At 48.2% G+C, this 17,354-nt stretch carries 12 protein-coding genes and 1 CRISPR repeat array; of the genes, 2 read left to right on the top strand and 10 right to left on the bottom strand.

Going from position 1 to position 17,354, the window contains the following annotated elements; genetic code table 11:
* Positions 1–110 precede the first annotated feature (110 nt).
* On the top strand, positions 111–3,800 hold the full coding sequence (locus SGI98_09000; protein MDZ4743538.1) for a ribonucleoside-diphosphate reductase, adenosylcobalamin-dependent: 3,690 nt from the start codon (positions 111–113) through the stop codon (positions 3,798–3,800).
* Positions 3,801–3,867: 67 nt separating this feature from the next.
* On the opposite strand, the gene SGI98_08995 is transcribed toward SGI98_09000, so the two are convergent.
* The 3 genes from SGI98_08995 to SGI98_08985 form a co-directional block, all read right to left on the bottom strand.
* On the bottom strand, positions 3,868–5,688 hold the full coding sequence (locus tag SGI98_08995) for a serine protease (GenBank protein ID MDZ4743537.1): 1,821 nt from the start codon (positions 5,686–5,688) through the stop codon (positions 3,868–3,870).
* Positions 5,689–5,756: 68 nt separating this feature from the next.
* Positions 5,757–7,466: a polysaccharide deacetylase family protein gene (locus tag SGI98_08990; protein MDZ4743536.1), complete on the bottom strand. Its 1,710-nt coding sequence runs from the start codon at positions 7,464–7,466 to the stop codon at positions 5,757–5,759.
* On the bottom strand, positions 7,438–8,001 hold the full coding sequence (locus tag SGI98_08985) for an SIS domain-containing protein (GenBank protein ID MDZ4743535.1): 564 nt from the start codon (positions 7,999–8,001) through the stop codon (positions 7,438–7,440). Before SGI98_08985 ends, SGI98_08990 begins: the two co-directional genes overlap by 29 nt.
* A gap of 105 nt (positions 8,002–8,106) precedes the next feature.
* On the opposite strand from SGI98_08985, the gene SGI98_08980 reads away from it, so the two are divergent.
* Positions 8,107–9,339, top strand: a complete 1,233-nt coding sequence (locus SGI98_08980; protein MDZ4743534.1) for an LptF/LptG family permease — start codon at positions 8,107–8,109, stop codon at positions 9,337–9,339.
* A 113-nt stretch (positions 9,340–9,452) separates the two neighbouring features.
* Positions 9,453–10,681: a CRISPR direct-repeat array (repeat unit 33 nt; unit sequence GTTTCAATCCACGCGCCCCGTGTGGGGCGCGAC).
* A 185-nt stretch (positions 10,682–10,866) separates the two neighbouring features.
* Here SGI98_08980 and cas2 read toward each other — a convergent pair.
* The 7 genes from cas2 to cas5c are packed head-to-tail and all read right to left on the bottom strand — an operon-like array spanning position 10,867 to position 17,335.
* The gene (gene cas2 / locus SGI98_08975) at positions 10,867–11,157 is read right to left on the bottom strand and encodes a CRISPR-associated endonuclease Cas2 (GenBank protein ID MDZ4743533.1); all 291 of its coding nucleotides are present in this window, start codon (positions 11,155–11,157) and stop codon (positions 10,867–10,869) included.
* Between the two features lie 6 nt (positions 11,158–11,163).
* On the bottom strand, positions 11,164–12,189 hold the full coding sequence (cas1c, locus tag SGI98_08970) for a type I-C CRISPR-associated endonuclease Cas1c (GenBank protein ID MDZ4743532.1): 1,026 nt from the start codon (positions 12,187–12,189) through the stop codon (positions 11,164–11,166).
* Complete coding sequence (gene cas4, locus SGI98_08965; GenBank protein MDZ4743531.1) at positions 12,186–12,824, bottom strand: CRISPR-associated protein Cas4; 639 nt, start codon at positions 12,822–12,824, stop codon at positions 12,186–12,188. The genes cas1c and cas4 overlap by 4 nt, the downstream gene beginning before the upstream one ends.
* A 24-nt stretch (positions 12,825–12,848) precedes the next feature.
* Positions 12,849–13,706: a type I-C CRISPR-associated protein Cas7/Csd2 gene (gene cas7c / locus SGI98_08960; protein MDZ4743530.1), complete on the bottom strand. Its 858-nt coding sequence runs from the start codon at positions 13,704–13,706 to the stop codon at positions 12,849–12,851.
* Entirely contained in the window at positions 13,693–15,456 is a 1,764-nt protein-coding gene (gene cas8c / locus SGI98_08955; protein ID MDZ4743529.1) for a type I-C CRISPR-associated protein Cas8c/Csd1, read from the bottom strand. The genes cas7c and cas8c overlap by 14 nt, the downstream gene beginning before the upstream one ends.
* Positions 15,453–16,643, bottom strand: a complete 1,191-nt coding sequence (locus SGI98_08950) for a PDDEXK nuclease domain-containing protein (GenBank protein ID MDZ4743528.1) — start codon at positions 16,641–16,643, stop codon at positions 15,453–15,455. Before SGI98_08950 ends, cas8c begins: the two co-directional genes overlap by 4 nt.
* Positions 16,640–17,335: a type I-C CRISPR-associated protein Cas5c gene (gene cas5c, locus SGI98_08945; protein MDZ4743527.1), complete on the bottom strand. Its 696-nt coding sequence runs from the start codon at positions 17,333–17,335 to the stop codon at positions 16,640–16,642. The genes SGI98_08950 and cas5c overlap by 4 nt, the downstream gene beginning before the upstream one ends.
* Positions 17,336–17,354: the final 19 nt, after the last annotated feature.

Genomic DNA, 17,354 nt, shown 5'->3' with positions numbered 1-17,354 from the left:
TTTTTACGAAAAACACATAAAAACCAAACGTCAATTTTTAATTTTAAAACTTTAAAAAGTCTAGAGACATAAAAACAATCGTTAAACATTAAAACAGAGGTAGAAATAAAATGTCCGTCCCTCCAGCAACTCTTGATACTCCTGCAAAAGGAACCAAAAAACAGGCCTCTTCCAAAGAATCAGAGGTTATAGAACCCACCGAATCAAAACAAGATGAGCCTTCCGTAAAAAGCGTCGAGGCTGAGTTGCTTTTAAGAGATGGACAGAAGATATTATTGCCTCCCCGCAAAAAAGTAGGCGGAGGACTTAATATTGGCCGTTATTTCAGTAATAATGAACTCCATCCTTATCTTGCTATCCAATGGAGGAAAACAAACCTGGAGATTAAGGATTTTGAGACCGGTAAAGTGCGTTTTAAACGCGATAATGTGGAATGTCCCGCCCATTGGGACCAAAATGCAGTTTTGATCACATCGGATAAATATCTTTATGGAAGTAAGCCCGGCACAGCGGAATATGAGGAAAGCCTTCGCCAACCTTTTGACCGGATCGCCAATACGTATACCGTGTGGGCATGGAGTGAAGGGTATTTGGCGACTTTGAAGGATGCCGAGATTTTTAATGATGAACTCAAAGCGATGTTGGTAAAACAAATTTGGGCTCCAAACTCCCCGGTATGGTTCAATATCGGTCATTACGAGCAATGGCGTTGGGGTCGTGCAGACCTTCGTGAAAAAGCCCAAAGGGGAGCCAAGGCTTACTTTTCGGTTGAACGTCCCGTTGGAGGAAAAGTCGAGATCTCTGCTGCCGAGACCAATACCATGGCGCACCCACAATGCAGTGCCTGTTTCTTGTTAGAAGTCAAAGACAATATGGAAAGTATCCTTGAGCATTTGAAGACTGAAGGTCGCGTATTTGCCTCCGGTTCAGGTATCGGGGTGAATGTCTCCACCTTGCGCAGTTCTGTCGAGCCCATCACTGGCAAAGGGCATTCCTCCGGTCCAGTTTCATTTGATAAAGGCTGGGATCGTATGGCTGGAGCCATCAAAAGCGGTGGGAAAACACGCCGTGCCGCCCGCATGGTCCTTCTTTTCGGTGATCATCCTGATATTTTTCGTTTTATCCGTGTGAAAAATGACCAGGAGGAATTTGCTAAAATCGTCTTGCGTGAACATAATGTCACTGTCGGGCTGCGTAAACTAGCCGCGCAGAACCGTGATCATAGTGCCGCCTCGAAACTCGTGGATAAAATGCTTGCCGCCGTGCCGGTGACCAATCAAATCGAGTATTCCAAACACATGGACGGTTTATTGTATGGTGAGACCCTTGCCCATCAAAATGCCAATCACTCCGTTTCCTTGAAAGGGGATTTCTGGCGCGCCTTTTACGCGGATGAGAATTACCACACCCGCTGGGTGAGCAAACCCGACCATATCCACGAGACATTCCCTGCGCGCAAATTGCTCCGTGAAATGGCCGAAAATGTCTGGGGTAACGGGGAGCCCGGACAGCATAATAATGACTGGATCAATCTCTGGAACCCAGTCAAGGAACACGGGGACATTACCACAAGCAATCCTTGCTCCGAATATCTCCATCTCAATAATACCTCCTGTAACCTGGCGAGCTTTAATGTTTTCCGTTTCATCGATATGGATACCCATACCTTTGATGCCAAAGGTCTCGCCCACGCTTCTCGGTTGGCGATGATTTGTGCGGACTTGAATATCCAGTGTGGCGGATTCCCGATTCCTGAAATCGCTGTGGGCACACGCCATTACCGCACGACGGGTCTTGGATTTGCTAATACCGGGGGACTCCTCATGGCCATGGGGATTCCTTATGATAGTGATGAGGGGCGTTGGATTTGTTCGCAGCTCACCAGCCTCCTGACGTCAACAAGCTTTAAAGTCAGTGCCGAGCTCGGTGCTGAACTCGGTGGCTACATCGCCTTTGACGAGACACAAGGCAGCCTGCGCCAAGTCCTTAACCTCCATCGTGTCGTTCAGGAATTATCTACCGACCTGCCGGGTAAAGAAGATGATTTCTTGAATGCCAAGATCCACGATTTGTATAACCGTTCCCAAGCCCTTCTCCCGACGGTGCAAGGGTTAAATGGGTTAGATGCATTAAATGCCTTCCGCCGCGTTTTTGTGGATCCGTCGAAAATCAACCAGTCCCTGATCGCAGGATTCTCTACCGTCCGTGACATGGCGCACCAAACTTGGCGCGAGGTCTGTGTGCCCGGACAGGTCTTCCGTAATAGCTTTACTACGGTCATGGCCCCGACAGGGACCATCTCGGCACCATTGGGTTGTTATGATGAAGGGACCACCTCGATCGAGCCTGATTATACACTGGTTAAATTCAAACAATTAAGTGGTGGCGGACATATCAAGATGTTTAACCGCTTGGCCCTTGAAGGACTTCACCAGCTTGGTTACTCTGAGTTCCAAGTCCGTGAAGCGGCCTTTGAATGTGCCGGGCTCGATGGATTGCTTACTGCCTGTACTAATGACGAGACCGAAGCCCTCGCCCACTTGTCCACCACGAAAGTCGGCCACGCCGGCCCAGTGAGGATTGCACTCCAGAGCCTGCTCTTAAAAAGTGATTCAGGACTCAATGATGATCCAATGAGCGAGACACATTCCGTCGATTATGTGAAAAAAGTCGCATGGAAACTCCGCCAGAATCCTTACGACCCGGATATCACTGATGAGCAAAAACTCGTCCTTAATGGAAAGAGCCATCTTGAGGATGTGCCTTGGCTCGCCCCCGAGCACTTGGCCACTTTCGATTGTTCCGCCACGAATGGTGATGGGCAACGTTATATCTCAGTCGAAGGCCACTTGCGGATGCTCGGGGCTGTCCAGCCCTTTATCAGTGGTGCCAGCTCAAAGACATGCAATTTGCCGAACAGTGCCACGGTTGATGATATCGAACGCAGTTTCATCATCTGCCATAATATGGGTATCAAATGTATCGCCCTTTTCCGTGCGGAATCCAAAGCTAATAGCGTTTATCAAGTCGACACTCCGGAAGGCCGGCGCCACGACCCGCAGACCGTTTATAAACAATTGCTCATTTCCGCCGAGAGTATCCTGGATATTGAACGCCAAAAATTCGCCGGGCCGATCCGCCGCAAATTACCGGGTCGTCGTATGGGGCAAACAATTAAATTCAGCCTTGCCGGTGCACACAAAGGCTATATCAGTGTCGGGGTCTATCCTGATGGGCGGTGCGGTGAGATTTTTGGACGTATCGGACAGCAAGGGACCTATGCGAATGGTGTCTTGGATGCTTTTTGTAAAGCCATCTCGATCCAGCTTCAATATGGGATCGCACTGGATGATGTCTTGCATGACTTCCGGTATATGACATTCGAGCCCAGTGGGTTTGTCGTTGTCGAGGATGACAGTGAGGATGGGCGTGCCGCGATTAACTCGTGCTCCAGCGTCATCGACTTGATCATGAAAATAATGGATTACCTCTTCCCGGGTCCGGACCGCTGCCTGCGTCCGCTTAATAACCAGCTGGAGCTCCCTTCCGTTGCGATGCCTCCGCGGACCCTCAAAGAGCAAATTGATGTAAACGAATCTCTTGCACTCGGGGTTGAGACCATTGTGAATAAAACAAAGTTGCCTGGGGCTGGTGGGAGTGGTGGGCGTATGAATTTCCGTACCGCTGGATCAGCCAATATCTGCCCGAAATGCAGCCAACTGACCTTTATCAGCGACGGTAAATGTAAACGTTGTGTTAATCCCGGTTGCCTGTATAAAGACGGCGGTTGCGGGGAATAAAATCCCTCCAATAAGCAATCTGATAAACCAGTTTAATCCGGCTATTACTAAAAAATAGCCGGATTTTTTATTGCCTGATATAGGGGGCGATCTTTTCTGAAATATTACGAATATCGATTCCCAGGCTGATCCGCGTGTCTTCCGCTCCGCCCATAAGAATGCCAATGACTTCACCAAATTCATTAAATATAGGACCCCCACTATTTCCGTGATCAGCAGGTATGCCGGCCACGAGGATGAGGGTATTTTTAAAACCTTCAATTCCCGTTTGCCTGCTTGATAATGTTCCTTCTGTAATGACGTTTGTTGTCAACAAAGGGTTACCAATGGTGAATACCTTATCGCCAATCTCGACAGCATCGGAGTTACCAAATCTTAAGGGTTCACCCTGTAGTCCATCCACTTTGAGAAGGGCAATATCGTGTTCTTTGGAGGAACCTTCTGGAATCAATGTTGCCTTAAATTGTTGCTGGTCCTTATCAATGATGACCGAGATCTTTTTGCCTCCGTCAATGACATGCCAGTTTGTCAGGATATATCCGTTGGCCGAGATCATGAAGCCTGTTCCCATTTTTGCTGCGCCGGTGGTTTCATTAGTGACCGTAGAGATTTTTAGAATGCTTTTTTTGTACCTATCCAAGAGGGACTTCGCATCGAATTTCGAGCTTTCCTTGGCCACCAAATCACGGGCACGGTTAATCATGTAAGTATCCTCACTGAGCTCGTAATATTTCATGGCCAGTTCATATTTTTTTTGTTTTTCGAGCTCCCGTCCGACAGTCACGCCCACTTCTTTTTTCTGTACGACAGGAGCCCATTTTTTAATACCGGGCAGGACTTCGGCAAAACGACCTTGATCCAGCAGGATGGCAATTGCCTTAACCTGATCGATTTGTTCATGGGATATACTTTCATATTCTTTGTGTTTTTTGATGAATTCAGAGGATTGTGAGGAGGGGGTGGTGGAGAGTTCCTTATAGAGACTGCATGCCCCCGCATAATCATTTTTATTTAAGCAGTCTTTGATCTGGGCTTCAATTTCCTGAAAGGCTCGGAGTTGTTGCCCCCATTGATTAAGGAGATCGTTTGCTTGGGCATTTTGTTTTGAGAGTTTTAATGCTTCTGATGCCATCTGGGCAGCGTCGATGGTGAACCCCTTATTCTGTGCCTCTAGAGCTTTTTGAACGAGAGAGTCCGCTGATTTGAGATTTTTATTCGATAAAGCGATAAGTCCGGCGGCCTCTGTTACAAAAGAATCGGTTCCGGGGGTTTTAGTGCTTTCGGCTTTCATTTTTTCCAATAAGGAGGGTAATACGGCATAATTCTGGTCATTGTAGGCTTGTTGCATTTCATTCAGGATATTTTGGGCGGTCGCTGTTGAACTGAAGAGTTTTTCCCGCCAAGCCATGATTTCTGGTGAATTAGGATTGATCTGTTCGGCTTGCTCAATAAGGGAACGCATGAGCCCGAGATTTCCAGATTTTTGAGCCCCGGCGATCTGGGGGATCAGGGCTTTTGAGGAGGCGATTCTTTTACTCGAATCCGCAGCCGCACGGCTGAGATCGGCGGGTAAAGATTGTTCAGGATAACGTGTTGTCAGTATTTTATAAATGCCTGAGGTGATGTCGTATTGGCCCGCCCGGTAACAATACCAGAAAAGCCCTTGGAGCCTTGAGGGAATGATGGATTTTTTGGATTCAGACTGGAGTTTGAGGGCTTCCTCCAGATATCCAGACATCCGGTGTGCGACAAGGGCTTGATCGTCTGTTGTCTGTGAAGCAATTTGCTCGAAGTCCTGGTAAGTTTGTTGGTTGAGGATGGTCGCTGATTTATTGAACTGGTCGATGATCTTTTGTTGGAGTACGGCTGAGCCGAAAAGCTCAGTCACGGTGAGTGATAGAAATAGACAAAGAACAAGAATGCTCCTTGGACATACACATCGTTGATTATGGGGAATCATTGCTGGTGGGGAGTGGTAGGAGGGCTTTCAGGGCTGGCTCCTACGGGTTCGGCTGGTTTGACAGATGCTGGATTTTGGGCGAGGACATTAAAATACCAAGTGCCGGTCTGTTTTTGGCCGGTCTGGTCGTTTTTAGCTGTCACTTTAAGGATGACTTTGTCTTTGAGTCCCGGGGGTAGATTAGTCAGGGTGAGTGTCTGGGTCGCAGGATCGTAGTTGAATCCGTTAATATTATTTCCCCCGATGGTCATCGAGATATTGGTGGCATTTGTCGTATATCCACTGGGCAGCGTGGCCGATATGATTTGGGGGGCAGTGGGTAGATGACTCCCCAAGGAGGGTTCAAGATTGGCCAATGGCAAGGCTAAGTTTTTATCAGCGGCATTTAATGCCTGGGTGATCGAATAACCTTTAGTCATCACAAAACGGTTCAGCTCCATCGGGTCAGAATGGGTGAAATTATTGGCGTGGACGACAGTCACGATGCCTTCATAACCGGCTTGGATGGTTTTTGCGCGCACATATTTGTCAAAGGCCCCGTAGGGATAAGCAAATGTTTGGACCGGCACCCCGGTTTTTTCCTCGATGACTTTCCGGGATTGGACGATTTCGGCATCCAACCATGCGTCGTATTGCTCTTGGTTTTTGCCTCCTTTTTTAGGTAAGAAAGGGTGGCTTTTCGAGTGGCTGCCGAGTTCCATACCGTTTTTTGACATTTCCTTGAGTTGCTCCCAAGTGACAGAGCCAGCTCCACTATTCACAAAATCGGAATAAATATAAAAAACCCAAGGAAATCCGTACTCTTTTAAGAGGGGATAAGCATGCAGGTAAACAGAGCGGTAGCCGTCATCAATCGTGATGACCAAGGATTTTTCAGGGAGTTGATCCCTTTTGCCATGATAGTATTCAACCACGTGGGACATAGGAATAACCGTAAATCCCCGGGCTTTGATCTCCTGTAGGTTTTGGCGGAATTCCTCGGTTTTCATCGAGTAGGGTCCGGCACTGTCAAATTGATGGTAGCAGAGGATGGTGATCGTGGGCTTTGCATCACTACGGGCTTTCATCGTTTCGGAGATTGAAGTCTCGCCTTGAGTGGCCATTTTTGGAATCATCGCCAGTGTCATGTCCGGGTTTTTCATTTTCTCAAGGAGTTCTTTTTCCTGATCCTCGGCTGTTTTTGCCCCAGAGGTTCCTGCCGGGGTCTTGATCTCCTCTTTCGGGATTGAGGGGTTCATTCTATTGGTTTGTTCGATAACCAGTGATTCGGCTTGTTCAATGGAGGCCCCTTTTGCCCACATGTCCCTGAACTTCTCGATTTTAATATTTGGGCTGGAGGTAATGGTGCTGGCAAAACGATTTGTGATAAATACGGGTGCACCCGAAATATCATTAGGGGGGATGTCAGGTTGCCAGCGATCCATGAGGTGGAATGTGTTATTTGTCGAAACGCTATTTGTAACCGCAGGTGCAGAGAGTTTTTCCTCTACCGAGGAATCGGCCACATTATTCGTCGCAATTTGCTCGAAAGTATTTGTGGGTGACCCAGATGGAATCGAGGAGGATTCGTTCACGGCTGGTTTTTCCGGATTTTGAACCGTTCCGGGCTCAGTCTTTTTTGAACAAGCCGTCCATAAAAGTACGCTGGCCAAGACTGGAATGAATAAAAAAAGCGACTTACGCATAATGGCTTTCGACGTGCTCAAGGATGCAGTGGAGGATAAATGTGTGGGCTTCTTGTATTCGAGCTGTGTTTTGGCTCGGAATAATGATCTCAATATCGGCCAAACCTTTTGATTTACCGCCGTTTTTTCCAGAAAGGTTTATCGTTATGACACCGAGCTCCTTGGCTGCATTTAAGGCACGGATGACATTTTCTGAATTCCCGCTCGTACTGAAAGCCACCAAGATATCCCCTTTGCGCCCGAGGCCGCGGACCTGGCGGGAGAAAATTTCTTCCCAGCCAAAATCATTAGCGATACAAGTAATCGCCTGAGTATCGGCAGTCAAAGCCACAGCCGGCAGGGGAATGCGGTTTGAGCGGTAACGCCCGATGAATTCCTCGGTCAGGTGTTGGGCATCAGCGGCACTGCCCCCATTGCCACAGGACAGGATTTTCCCGCCGCCCAAGAGGCAGGAGAGTACTGTTTCAGAGGCTTTTTGGATGACGGGGAGCAAATTGCTCAGGGAGCTTTGGACTTCGATACTTTCGTTCAACTGGGATTCAAGGGATGGACTCATAGTTTTAAGAATACAAATTACAACAGAAAATCCGGTTCTGTCAGTTTCTTTTTAACGTTGTCGGAAAGGACTAAATCAGGTTGTATGCTTTCCTGTCGATGAATTATGGATCATAACAACGAGCATAGAGATATCGGGGAGGATGTCCCGGAGGCCCTTTCCAGAGGGGAGTCCGGACAATCGGCCTCGAAGATTGACCGGTGGTTACACTTAAAACCTGATTCCAGCCGGAAAGCTTGGGTTTATTGGCGGCCCCAGATATTGGATTTTCACGTATTACGCGAGTTCTGCATGAGTTGGTTGATGGTTTTAGCGGCCATGATCTTTATGTTCACCATTCAGATACTGATGAGTGAGCTCGAGGATATTGTCAAAATCGGTCTGACTTTTGGCCAGACGGTGTCATACCTATTCTTGAATCTTCCCTATCTTCTCATGTATATGGTGCCGGTTTCCCTGCTGGTTTCCCTGATTTACACTTTAGTCACGCTGGCAAAAAATAATGAGATTGTGGCCATGCGTGCTTGCGGGATAGCCATGGAGCGGATTGCCGCCCCGATGATCCTGATGACTTTAGCAGCTTCTGGGTTATTACTTTTGATGAACCGGAATACGACGGCGGATTATACCGACCGGAGTCGGCAGATGCTGATCCAAGGGGAGAGGAATGACGCCGGGGACCTGATCCGGCGCAAGGTCCAATATTTCCAAGGTAGCCAGTTCCGTTTCTGGTATATCAAAATGTTTAATGTCACCCGGACCACAGCCGAGGACGTGGAAATCACCGAGCAGGACGCGGAAGGCCGTGATATCCGCAAAATTTACGCCCGTAAGGCGGCTTATGTGAATAATGAATGGCAGCTTTATGATATCCGGGAGATTTATTTCGATGAGCAAAAAGGGGAGGCCCGTGCCGAGAATATCCCTGCCCGAAATTACTCGGAATTTATCGAGACCCCCCGCCAGATGCTCGCCAGTAACAACAAGGATATCGAAGGCATGACCTCAAATGAAATCCGGGATTATATCGCTCAGAATAAAAGCTACCGTTCATCCCGTTTGGCTCCCTATTTCACGATGCTTTATTACCGTTATGCTATGCCATTTTGGTGTTTGGCCATCGCCTTATTTACGATTCCTTTTGCTGCCAGTGTGACCAAACGTGATCCGATCGCTGGCATCGCCTATCCTTTTATCCTCTTTATTTCCTTCTTTTTTGTGACGAATTTCTCCCTCGCCCTCGGCAAAGGCAGTCGTATTTTCCCCTCCGTGGGCGCTTGGGCAGCAGTGGTGATCTTTTCTGTCATAGGCATTTATTGTATCATTAAGAAACGCTAAAATGGGCGTGCATAGGGGATCACCACTAAGGAATCGGCTCGGACGATGTGGTGGGCAGGTGCCTATTGGCTCTATCTATTGAGGCATCCTCGGCCCCTGGAAATCGCGTTTTAGTTTCAATCCACGCGCCCCGTGTGGGGCGCGACAAGAGGCAGGCGCTTTGCTCAAGCTGAGAGTGCAGTTTCAATCCACGCGCCCCGTGTGGGGCGCGACGACGATTTTGCCCTTAACAATAGCCATTCCCGCGTTTCAATCCACGCGCCCCGTGTGGGGCGCGACTAGCCGAGCGTCAGTGGGAACTTATGAAAAAAGTTTCAATCCACGCGCCCCGTGTGGGGCGCGACTAGAGGCAGGCGCTTTGCTCAAGATGAGAGTGCAGTTTCAATCCACGCGCCCCGTGTGGGGCGCGACTTGCGCAGATACGTGTAGTCCTGTGTAACGCTGCGTTTCAATCCACGCGCCCCGTGTGGGGCGCGACTATTCACTCCTAACAAGCTAGGAGTCGTTAGAAAGTTTCAATCCACGCGCCCCGTGTGGGGCGCGACCGGAGGCCCCTACGGCCTGGAGTAGTCAGCAAGAGGTTTCAATCCACGCGCCCCGTGTGGGGCGCGACACGTCCATTGGTCTTAGTGGAAAACTATAAAATAGTTTCAATCCACGCGCCCCGTGTGGGGCGCGACGGACTTAATCTCGGACAGGCTGGGAAATCTACTGTTTCAATCCACGCGCCCCGTGTGGGGCGCGACTCAACCTAGAGGGTGTTTCTAAAGGAAAAAAATGGTTTCAATCCACGCGCCCCGTGTGGGGCGCGACCCCGAAAGTTGCTTAGACTCCCTGCGCAACGGCGTTTCAATCCACGCGCCCCGTGTGGGGCGCGACCTCATCACGGAGCTCCCCGATGTGCAACCTGATGTTTCAATCCACGCGCCCCGTGTGGGGCGCGACTAAACCAAACAAAAGGAAAATATGCAATTAAGTGTTTCAATCCACGCGCCCCGTGTGGGGCGCGACAGCCGTTGCATTATTGGCATCGGCGACTTGCGCGTTTCAATCCACGCGCCCCGTGTGGGGCGCGACTGCATCTATGGGTGGGGGAAACTGGGTAGGGGAGTTTCAATCCACGCGCCCCGTGTGGGGCGCGACATCTCCAAGTTTAGCGCAATATTTAGCTGCATAGTTTCAATCCACGCGCCCCGTGTGGGGCGCGACGCCCGGGATAACTAGTCTAGTCTATCTCATTGCCGTTTCAATCCACGCGCCCCGTGTGGGGCGCGACTGACAGCCGGAGTTTTTTACCTAGCAGCATTGAGTTTCAATCCACGCGCCCCGTGTGGGGCGCGACGGTCAGAAACTAACTCACTTAATAACAACAGTAAAGAAGGGTTATTCCGCGAACCTGACATTATGGGCTAGGCAATATCTTAAAATACCCTTGATAAAGTTTTCAAAGAACTGATAGAAAATGCTTTATACCTAGCGCGAACCTTTAGGGGAACATATCCATCGTTAGGGGTTCGCGGAAAAGATTTAAAGGATTAACGGGCCATTAATATTATAGGATTGTTTTGCTCCGATGTGGTCGATTCTTTGTTCCCAGTTATTGCCGAGGTGATAGAAGCGCAGGCTATCCTTTTTATCATTTATTTCGGATGTCAGACGACTTTTAAGTTCAATAAACTTGGCGGGGTCAAGTTTACATTCAAAAACTGAATTTTGAACACGCTGACCGTAATCAAGGCAAATTTTAGCGACACGGCGTAATCGGCGAGCACCTCCCTCATCGGAGGTGGCGACATCATAAGTGACCAAAATATACATAAATGATTATTTCCAGATATAAGGTGGATAAGCATCCAAGTCACCCCTGATATGACGGGCAAGTAGACGGGCTTGTAAGAGAAGAAGTAGACCCACTGTTACCTTTTCATTGAGAAATGGGTGGTGAACCTCATCCCGCTTCCTTTCTTGGTAAGCAGCAAGAATAGCTTTCCGTGTTTCATCAGACATTTCCACTGCACCCGACTCCCTTGTTTTGAAGTCTGTGCGTTTGATTTGTTGCCGATTAATCAAAGACAGCACTAACCGATCTGCCAAAACAGGTCTGAACTCCTCCATGAGATCCAAAGCCAAAGAAGGGCGCCCAGGACGATCCCGGTGGAGAAATCCTACAGATGAATCCAACCCTACAGATTCGCAAGCCGAACGAGCATCATGCGCTAAAATCGTGTAAAGATAGGATAGCAGTGCATTAACCGGATCCAGTGGTGGACGACGGTTCCTGTCTTTAAAAACAAAAGACGGTTCATCGGAGCGAATAAGCCGGGGAAAAGCTTGGAAATAAGAAGAAGCCGCATCCCCCTCGATTCCTCTCAACGCATCCAGAGAGTTGGTTCTCCGGGCTTCATCCACAGATCGGGCTAAAGCCAGACTTTTTTGTTCCAATAGATCATCGGCTCCATGGTCGCGTATTGCTCGAAGCAGGACAGTTCTACCGTTGGCAATTTTTGCGGCAATATTCTCCTTGGCAATCAATAGACAAGCCTCTTCGTCATCCGCTTTTCTATATTGCTGACGTCTCAGCAGGACATTTCCCTTTGTCGGCCCGTGCACTGACGCCATAAACTTCCCGTTCGGAGACAGAAATGAGACCGTTATACCCGCTTCAGCACAAGCACCCATTAGTTGGGGACTCATCCCGATGTCATAACCCAAACATACAATGCTTTCGAGATTATGGAGAGGAACCCTTAATTTTGATTGTTTTTCATGACGTATATCCACTGCTTGACCATCTTTGGTTAACCACGATCCTTCCAATGTCACATAAAGGCTATTGAGATGTGTTTTCATGATGGATCATTCTCATTTAAATGGTCAAAAAGCCGGTTGTTGTATTCCCTGACACTCTGGTATCTCATAGCCTCCGGCAAACAAAGGTCTATCAGAGAGCAACTATCACATTTCGGCTCACGTACCGCCTTGGGAGTTACCCCGGATTTAAGCATTGCCCTCAAATCTGCTGCAATTTGCTCCGTGTGTTCCCGGAGTGTGCCATCCAAAGAAACCTCCTCCCTTCTCCGGTTCTGGCCATAAAAGAGAAAACCCAAAGGAATTTCTACCGAGAGCATTTCCTCGAGGCAAAATGCTTGGGCACAGAGCTGTATCCGGTCTGCGTCATGCTCCTTCGGTTTACCCCGCTTATATTCCACAGGAACCACCCTCCCATCCGGATGGAACTCCACCACATCAGCAACACCGTAAAGCCCTAGCCGGGTTGAAGACAGGGATAATCCCCTCGCCAATCGAACGCCTTTACCATCCGTTCCTGAAGCAGAAGGGTCATGGGCTGTCTCGTGTAAAACCCTTCCCTCCATCGTAAAACGGTTCTCCTGCCAGAGCCGCTCCAGATGGATTAACGCAGACTGCCTCGGACAAAAAAGATGATGCTGGAGTGCCGAAAGGGGAATAGATTGTTCTTGTTCCATGACTTTAAGCACTTCTAATCCTATTTAGATGGACTCAATGGTAATACCAGATGGGAGTCCCTGCTCATCTACTGAACAGTCATAATCATCAAAGGAACGGGCCGGTTTTTCTAAATCTTTCTTTTTCAAGCTTACCCTTTTGAAAAGTTCGTGCGCAGGCGCATTCCCAAGGGCTGTATCATGTTTAAAAACAACCAATTTCTGCATCGACATTGTCCCTCGTGCCGCCGAGCGGTCGTGTTCAAACATGTTTTTCAGTGCTTCCCATAAAAGATTAAGATCATCTTCCGTAAATCCGGTTTGTGCCGCAAGATGAGCCGAGATGAACCCATGGCCGACATAGACACCATAAGGAACGGTGTTTTTGCGTCCCATTGTCCGGTTGTCACCACCTTGTTTCTCAGCCTCCGCTTCGGTCGCGACAGCCATACGAGTGATCGAATGCTCCAAAGTGACAATCGGATCGACTGATCGTGCAAATGTAAGCTGGACTGGACCGCGGACTTGACCAGCATTTTTTCCTGTGCTCAAGACTGCACCAAAGGTGCGGATGTCAAAATATTTTGAACACATCCATTTTCTTGCCTCTTCTGTTTTTTCACCCTTTTCTTTAGATTTTACACTTTCTTGCTCATGGGCTTCATCTATGAGTTTATTCAACACAGCCTTCTCTTTTACAAATATATCGAATGGTGAAGAGAGTCCTTTGGTGATTTGAACATAGTTCCTGATCTTTCGCTTCAGGCAGACATCCGTGACCAGACCACAACCTGTTTCGGGGTCGAGCCGGGGTAAGTTGCCTGCATCTGGATCGCCATTGGGATTACCGTCTAGGACGTCAAAAATAAGTACAAAGTCATATCGGTTTTTAATCGGATTCATCATGGATTCTTTCGTTGATGTTTAATTTTTTTTGTTCTTCAGTTTTCTTTGTGTAAAACGATTGCATCTGGTGGTAGTAACCAATTGAAAATCGCCCTTGGTCACCAATAGGCAAATGAGCAGGGAAATCGCCGATCTCATCCATAATTTCGCCGAGGAGACGTTCCAAATTTACTCTTCTTCCCTGGTTTTCAAGTTTGGCAAGGTGATGGTTTTTTAATCGCATTAAATTGCCGAAAACGGTAACAGGGGAACCCGATGCCGCCCCATAAAATTTATCGCGGATCGTGGCGTTGATACCCGGACTGGCTTCTTGCTGGATTTTCTCAAGGGTAGCAAAAAGCCGCCCTAGACGGTAACCGATGTTTGTATTTTTAATATCGAGACTCACTTTGATCTCCTCTGGTTCATGTGGATTGTTAAATCTTGTTTTTCGATTGATACAGGCTTTGATGATGGCAGCACGGATGTGAGTGACTTCCCTTTCAGCTCGAATCCTTCGAGTAACCCCGTGGAGGAGGGTTTCAGGATAAGGAAGCCCTTGTAAAATAGCTCTCATTACATCGCCGCTGAGGTTCGGGGAAATATTTTCCGATTTACCCGAGGAAGCTGTCGAGACGAGCAATCTAAAAAGAGAGAAATACGGTCTATCCTTGGGTCCGTGGTCAATTTCCAAATCTTTAAAATGGGAGGCTATTTTTCCGGCCATTTCCCCAGCCGTTCCAACAATCCAAAACCGGACAGAGATCCTTGCGGCATTCGGTGCCAACCCGAGAACATAAAAGCGTGTCTGTGATTCACTTGCCGCATAGGCCCCATTATTGATTGCCTTGAAAAGCCCTTCAACAGCCTTCACGCCAGCATCAGGATTATCTTTGGCAGCTTCACCAAAAATGTCCACAAAATGGGATTCCAAATCGGTTTCTTTCTCCGCCCAAAAAACAGTCGAGGCATCTCCGACTTGCATGCGCTGTTTGGAGTCCTTATGGAGCAATCCATTCAAAGCGGTCGTGTAGGCAAAGACAGCTTGTTTGCCCACAGGTGAGTTTCCAGCCTGCTCTTTACCGAAGGAACGAAATGCCGATTGATTGAAAGAGACAATATTGGCACCGGACGTCTGCGCACCCCATACCCCTTTGATGGCTGGGTGTGTTTCCTGAAAATCATCAACATCTCCTGTAACCATGCAACACACCTTAGAGGTTCCAGATACTGAGGCCGATTTTTGAATGAATGCCCGGACTTTGGGGCTATCTGAAATCAATCCCATCTCGCCAGCTAATCTGAATGAGACATTGGATCCTTCTTCGATTAATTGTTTAGCTACTTCATCAAACCTCTCAATGACCACCTTTTTGTCTGGTTGGTCCAAAAACGTCAGAAGAGCCGTGACGCCATCATCTCCAATGGTCTCCATTTCTTTGATTCGAGCAACAAACGCCTTATGTCGCAAAACCACTCGATCCGGCTTTCCTTTCAGATCAATGCCAAGTGCATATTCAGGATTATCCCAAAGAAAGTTTCCCGCGACACCCGCGGTTCGTTTAACTGTCTGAGCCACCAGAAATCGTTTTGCCCTTCTTTGCTTACCCGTCCCTTCGTATGTACAGGCCAGCGAGACCGATTTTCCAGTCGAATCAATCACGACAATGTAGGGAATTTCCTTCCACTCAAACCCTATCGGGGCGATCTCACTGTCTGGGTCGGCGGCTTTCCTGTCATAATATTCCTTCAGGGCTTGGAGAATCATGGTTTTACCTCGTTGTTAGAAATAGGGACGTCAGGGGTATGATGCTGTTCCCAGACAACACGGTCTGTTTCGATGAGTTGTTGAAGCTTTTGAGGATCAGGAAGGGCGACCAGATACCGAGAGACAAAAAGCTGATGGTCAAGCCCTCCAGTAGAATATTCGACCTTGGTCTGGTCACGAGCTGTACAGAGCAAGAGTCCAACCGGAGGTCCATCTCCCTCTCCCATCATCTGATCTTTCCAATAGTTGAGATAGAAATTCATCTGTCCTGCATCACCGTGTTCAAATGGCCTGGTTTTCAGGTCAATAAGTAGGTGGCAACGGAGAATCCTGTGGTAAAATACCATATCCAGATAGTCATGACTGTTACCCACAGTGATCCGTTTCTGGCGGGCCTCAAAACAGAAACCCGTGCCTAGTTCCAAGAGAAAAGTTTGAAGATGTTCGAGGAGGGCTTTCTCCAGATCCTTTTCAAGATAGTGGGATCTTTCCGAAAGACCGGTGAATTCCAAAACATAGGGATCTCGGATCAGATCGGCTACTTGAGTAGGGGCTTGTGCAGCCTGATTTCTGGCATGTTCAATCAAGGACTGTTTGCCCGAGGAAAGCCCCGTCCGCTCGTAAAGAAGTGATCCAATCTGGCGTTGAAGTTGGCGTTTCGACCAATTTCCTTTGAGGCATTCGTTCTCGTAGAATGCCCTCTCCCATGAATCATCGACTCCAAGAAGCTCGACAAGATGCGTCCAAGATAATTTAAGAACCATCTCAGGTGGTAGGGGTGAGGGGTGCCTATCGGATGGGGAACCGGTTTTGCTCACCGGTGGACAGCTAATTTGCAACCCTTTGTATACAAGCGGGTTATTAAAAATGCTCACCGACGGTGAGGATATCGTTTTTGAGACTTGAGGATACGCAACATAGAACAACCGCATCCGTTCCAACATTTGGCGACTACACCCATTTACAGATCTGATTTTTAAATCCTGAGCAACATGCTGAAGCAATTGAACTCCATATCGCGCCCGGTCTTCCCCCTTCTGCTCATATTCAACTAGATAAGCACCAATCAGCCAGTTGCGGATAATGAGATGAGAGTTAACCGCACCCGCCGCACCGACCTGGGCCTGTTGATGTACATGTGCAATTTGATCAAGCAGTGCCGGATAGGATGTGTGCAGTTCGCTCACGATCTAACCTCCACATGATCGAGATCGATCACACCGTTCTTGAGTTCTGCCCGAAAAAAACGGGGCTTGGGGTCAATCGGATCAGAATAATCCAAATCATAAAGCATCCACCCTAAATCGCGTGTTTCAGAAATAGGCTGAGATGCTTCCCTACCCGGTTCAACCAAACGGAAGGAAGCTGAGAACTCACGGCATCCGAGATAGGGCTGATTGAAACACTGGCCTTTCCTCGCCCGCCGCTCAAACATGGATGCATACTTGTCCGGGGTTTCATCTTGGCGAATAATCTTATTCTCTTCGATGTCTCCTTGAAGAAATTCGGGAACGGGATTTAATCCTTTTCCCCTCTTATCTGGAGGGATAAATTCAAATTCAGCAAACAACCGGTATTTGACATCACGAAGGAACAGTCCAGCTCTTTGCTGACGGTCTTCTTCAATAAAGATACCTACTTTTGAACGAGTTGACATCACGCTACCAACCTCATTACGACGCACTGAAATCCATCGTATGGGAGCCAATACATCAATGCGTTGTATCCTCCAGCGAATGGCAGGTTTCCACAGAATCGCTTCAAAAATAGCCCTAGCAGATGAAGGGGTAATTACATCATAACTCACCCGTTCCACCTTCATCTCCGGACGGGTAAAACAGGCGTAGTCGCCCCATACTTCCAGACAAAAACCTTTCATGATTCCTCCGTGGTTATTG

This window comes from Verrucomicrobiota bacterium (genome assembly GCA_034440155.1).
In the GTDB taxonomy this organism is placed as follows: domain Bacteria; phylum Verrucomicrobiota; class Verrucomicrobiia; order JAWXBN01; family JAWXBN01; genus JAWXBN01.
This window is presented reverse-complemented; position numbering and strand designations above follow the sequence as displayed.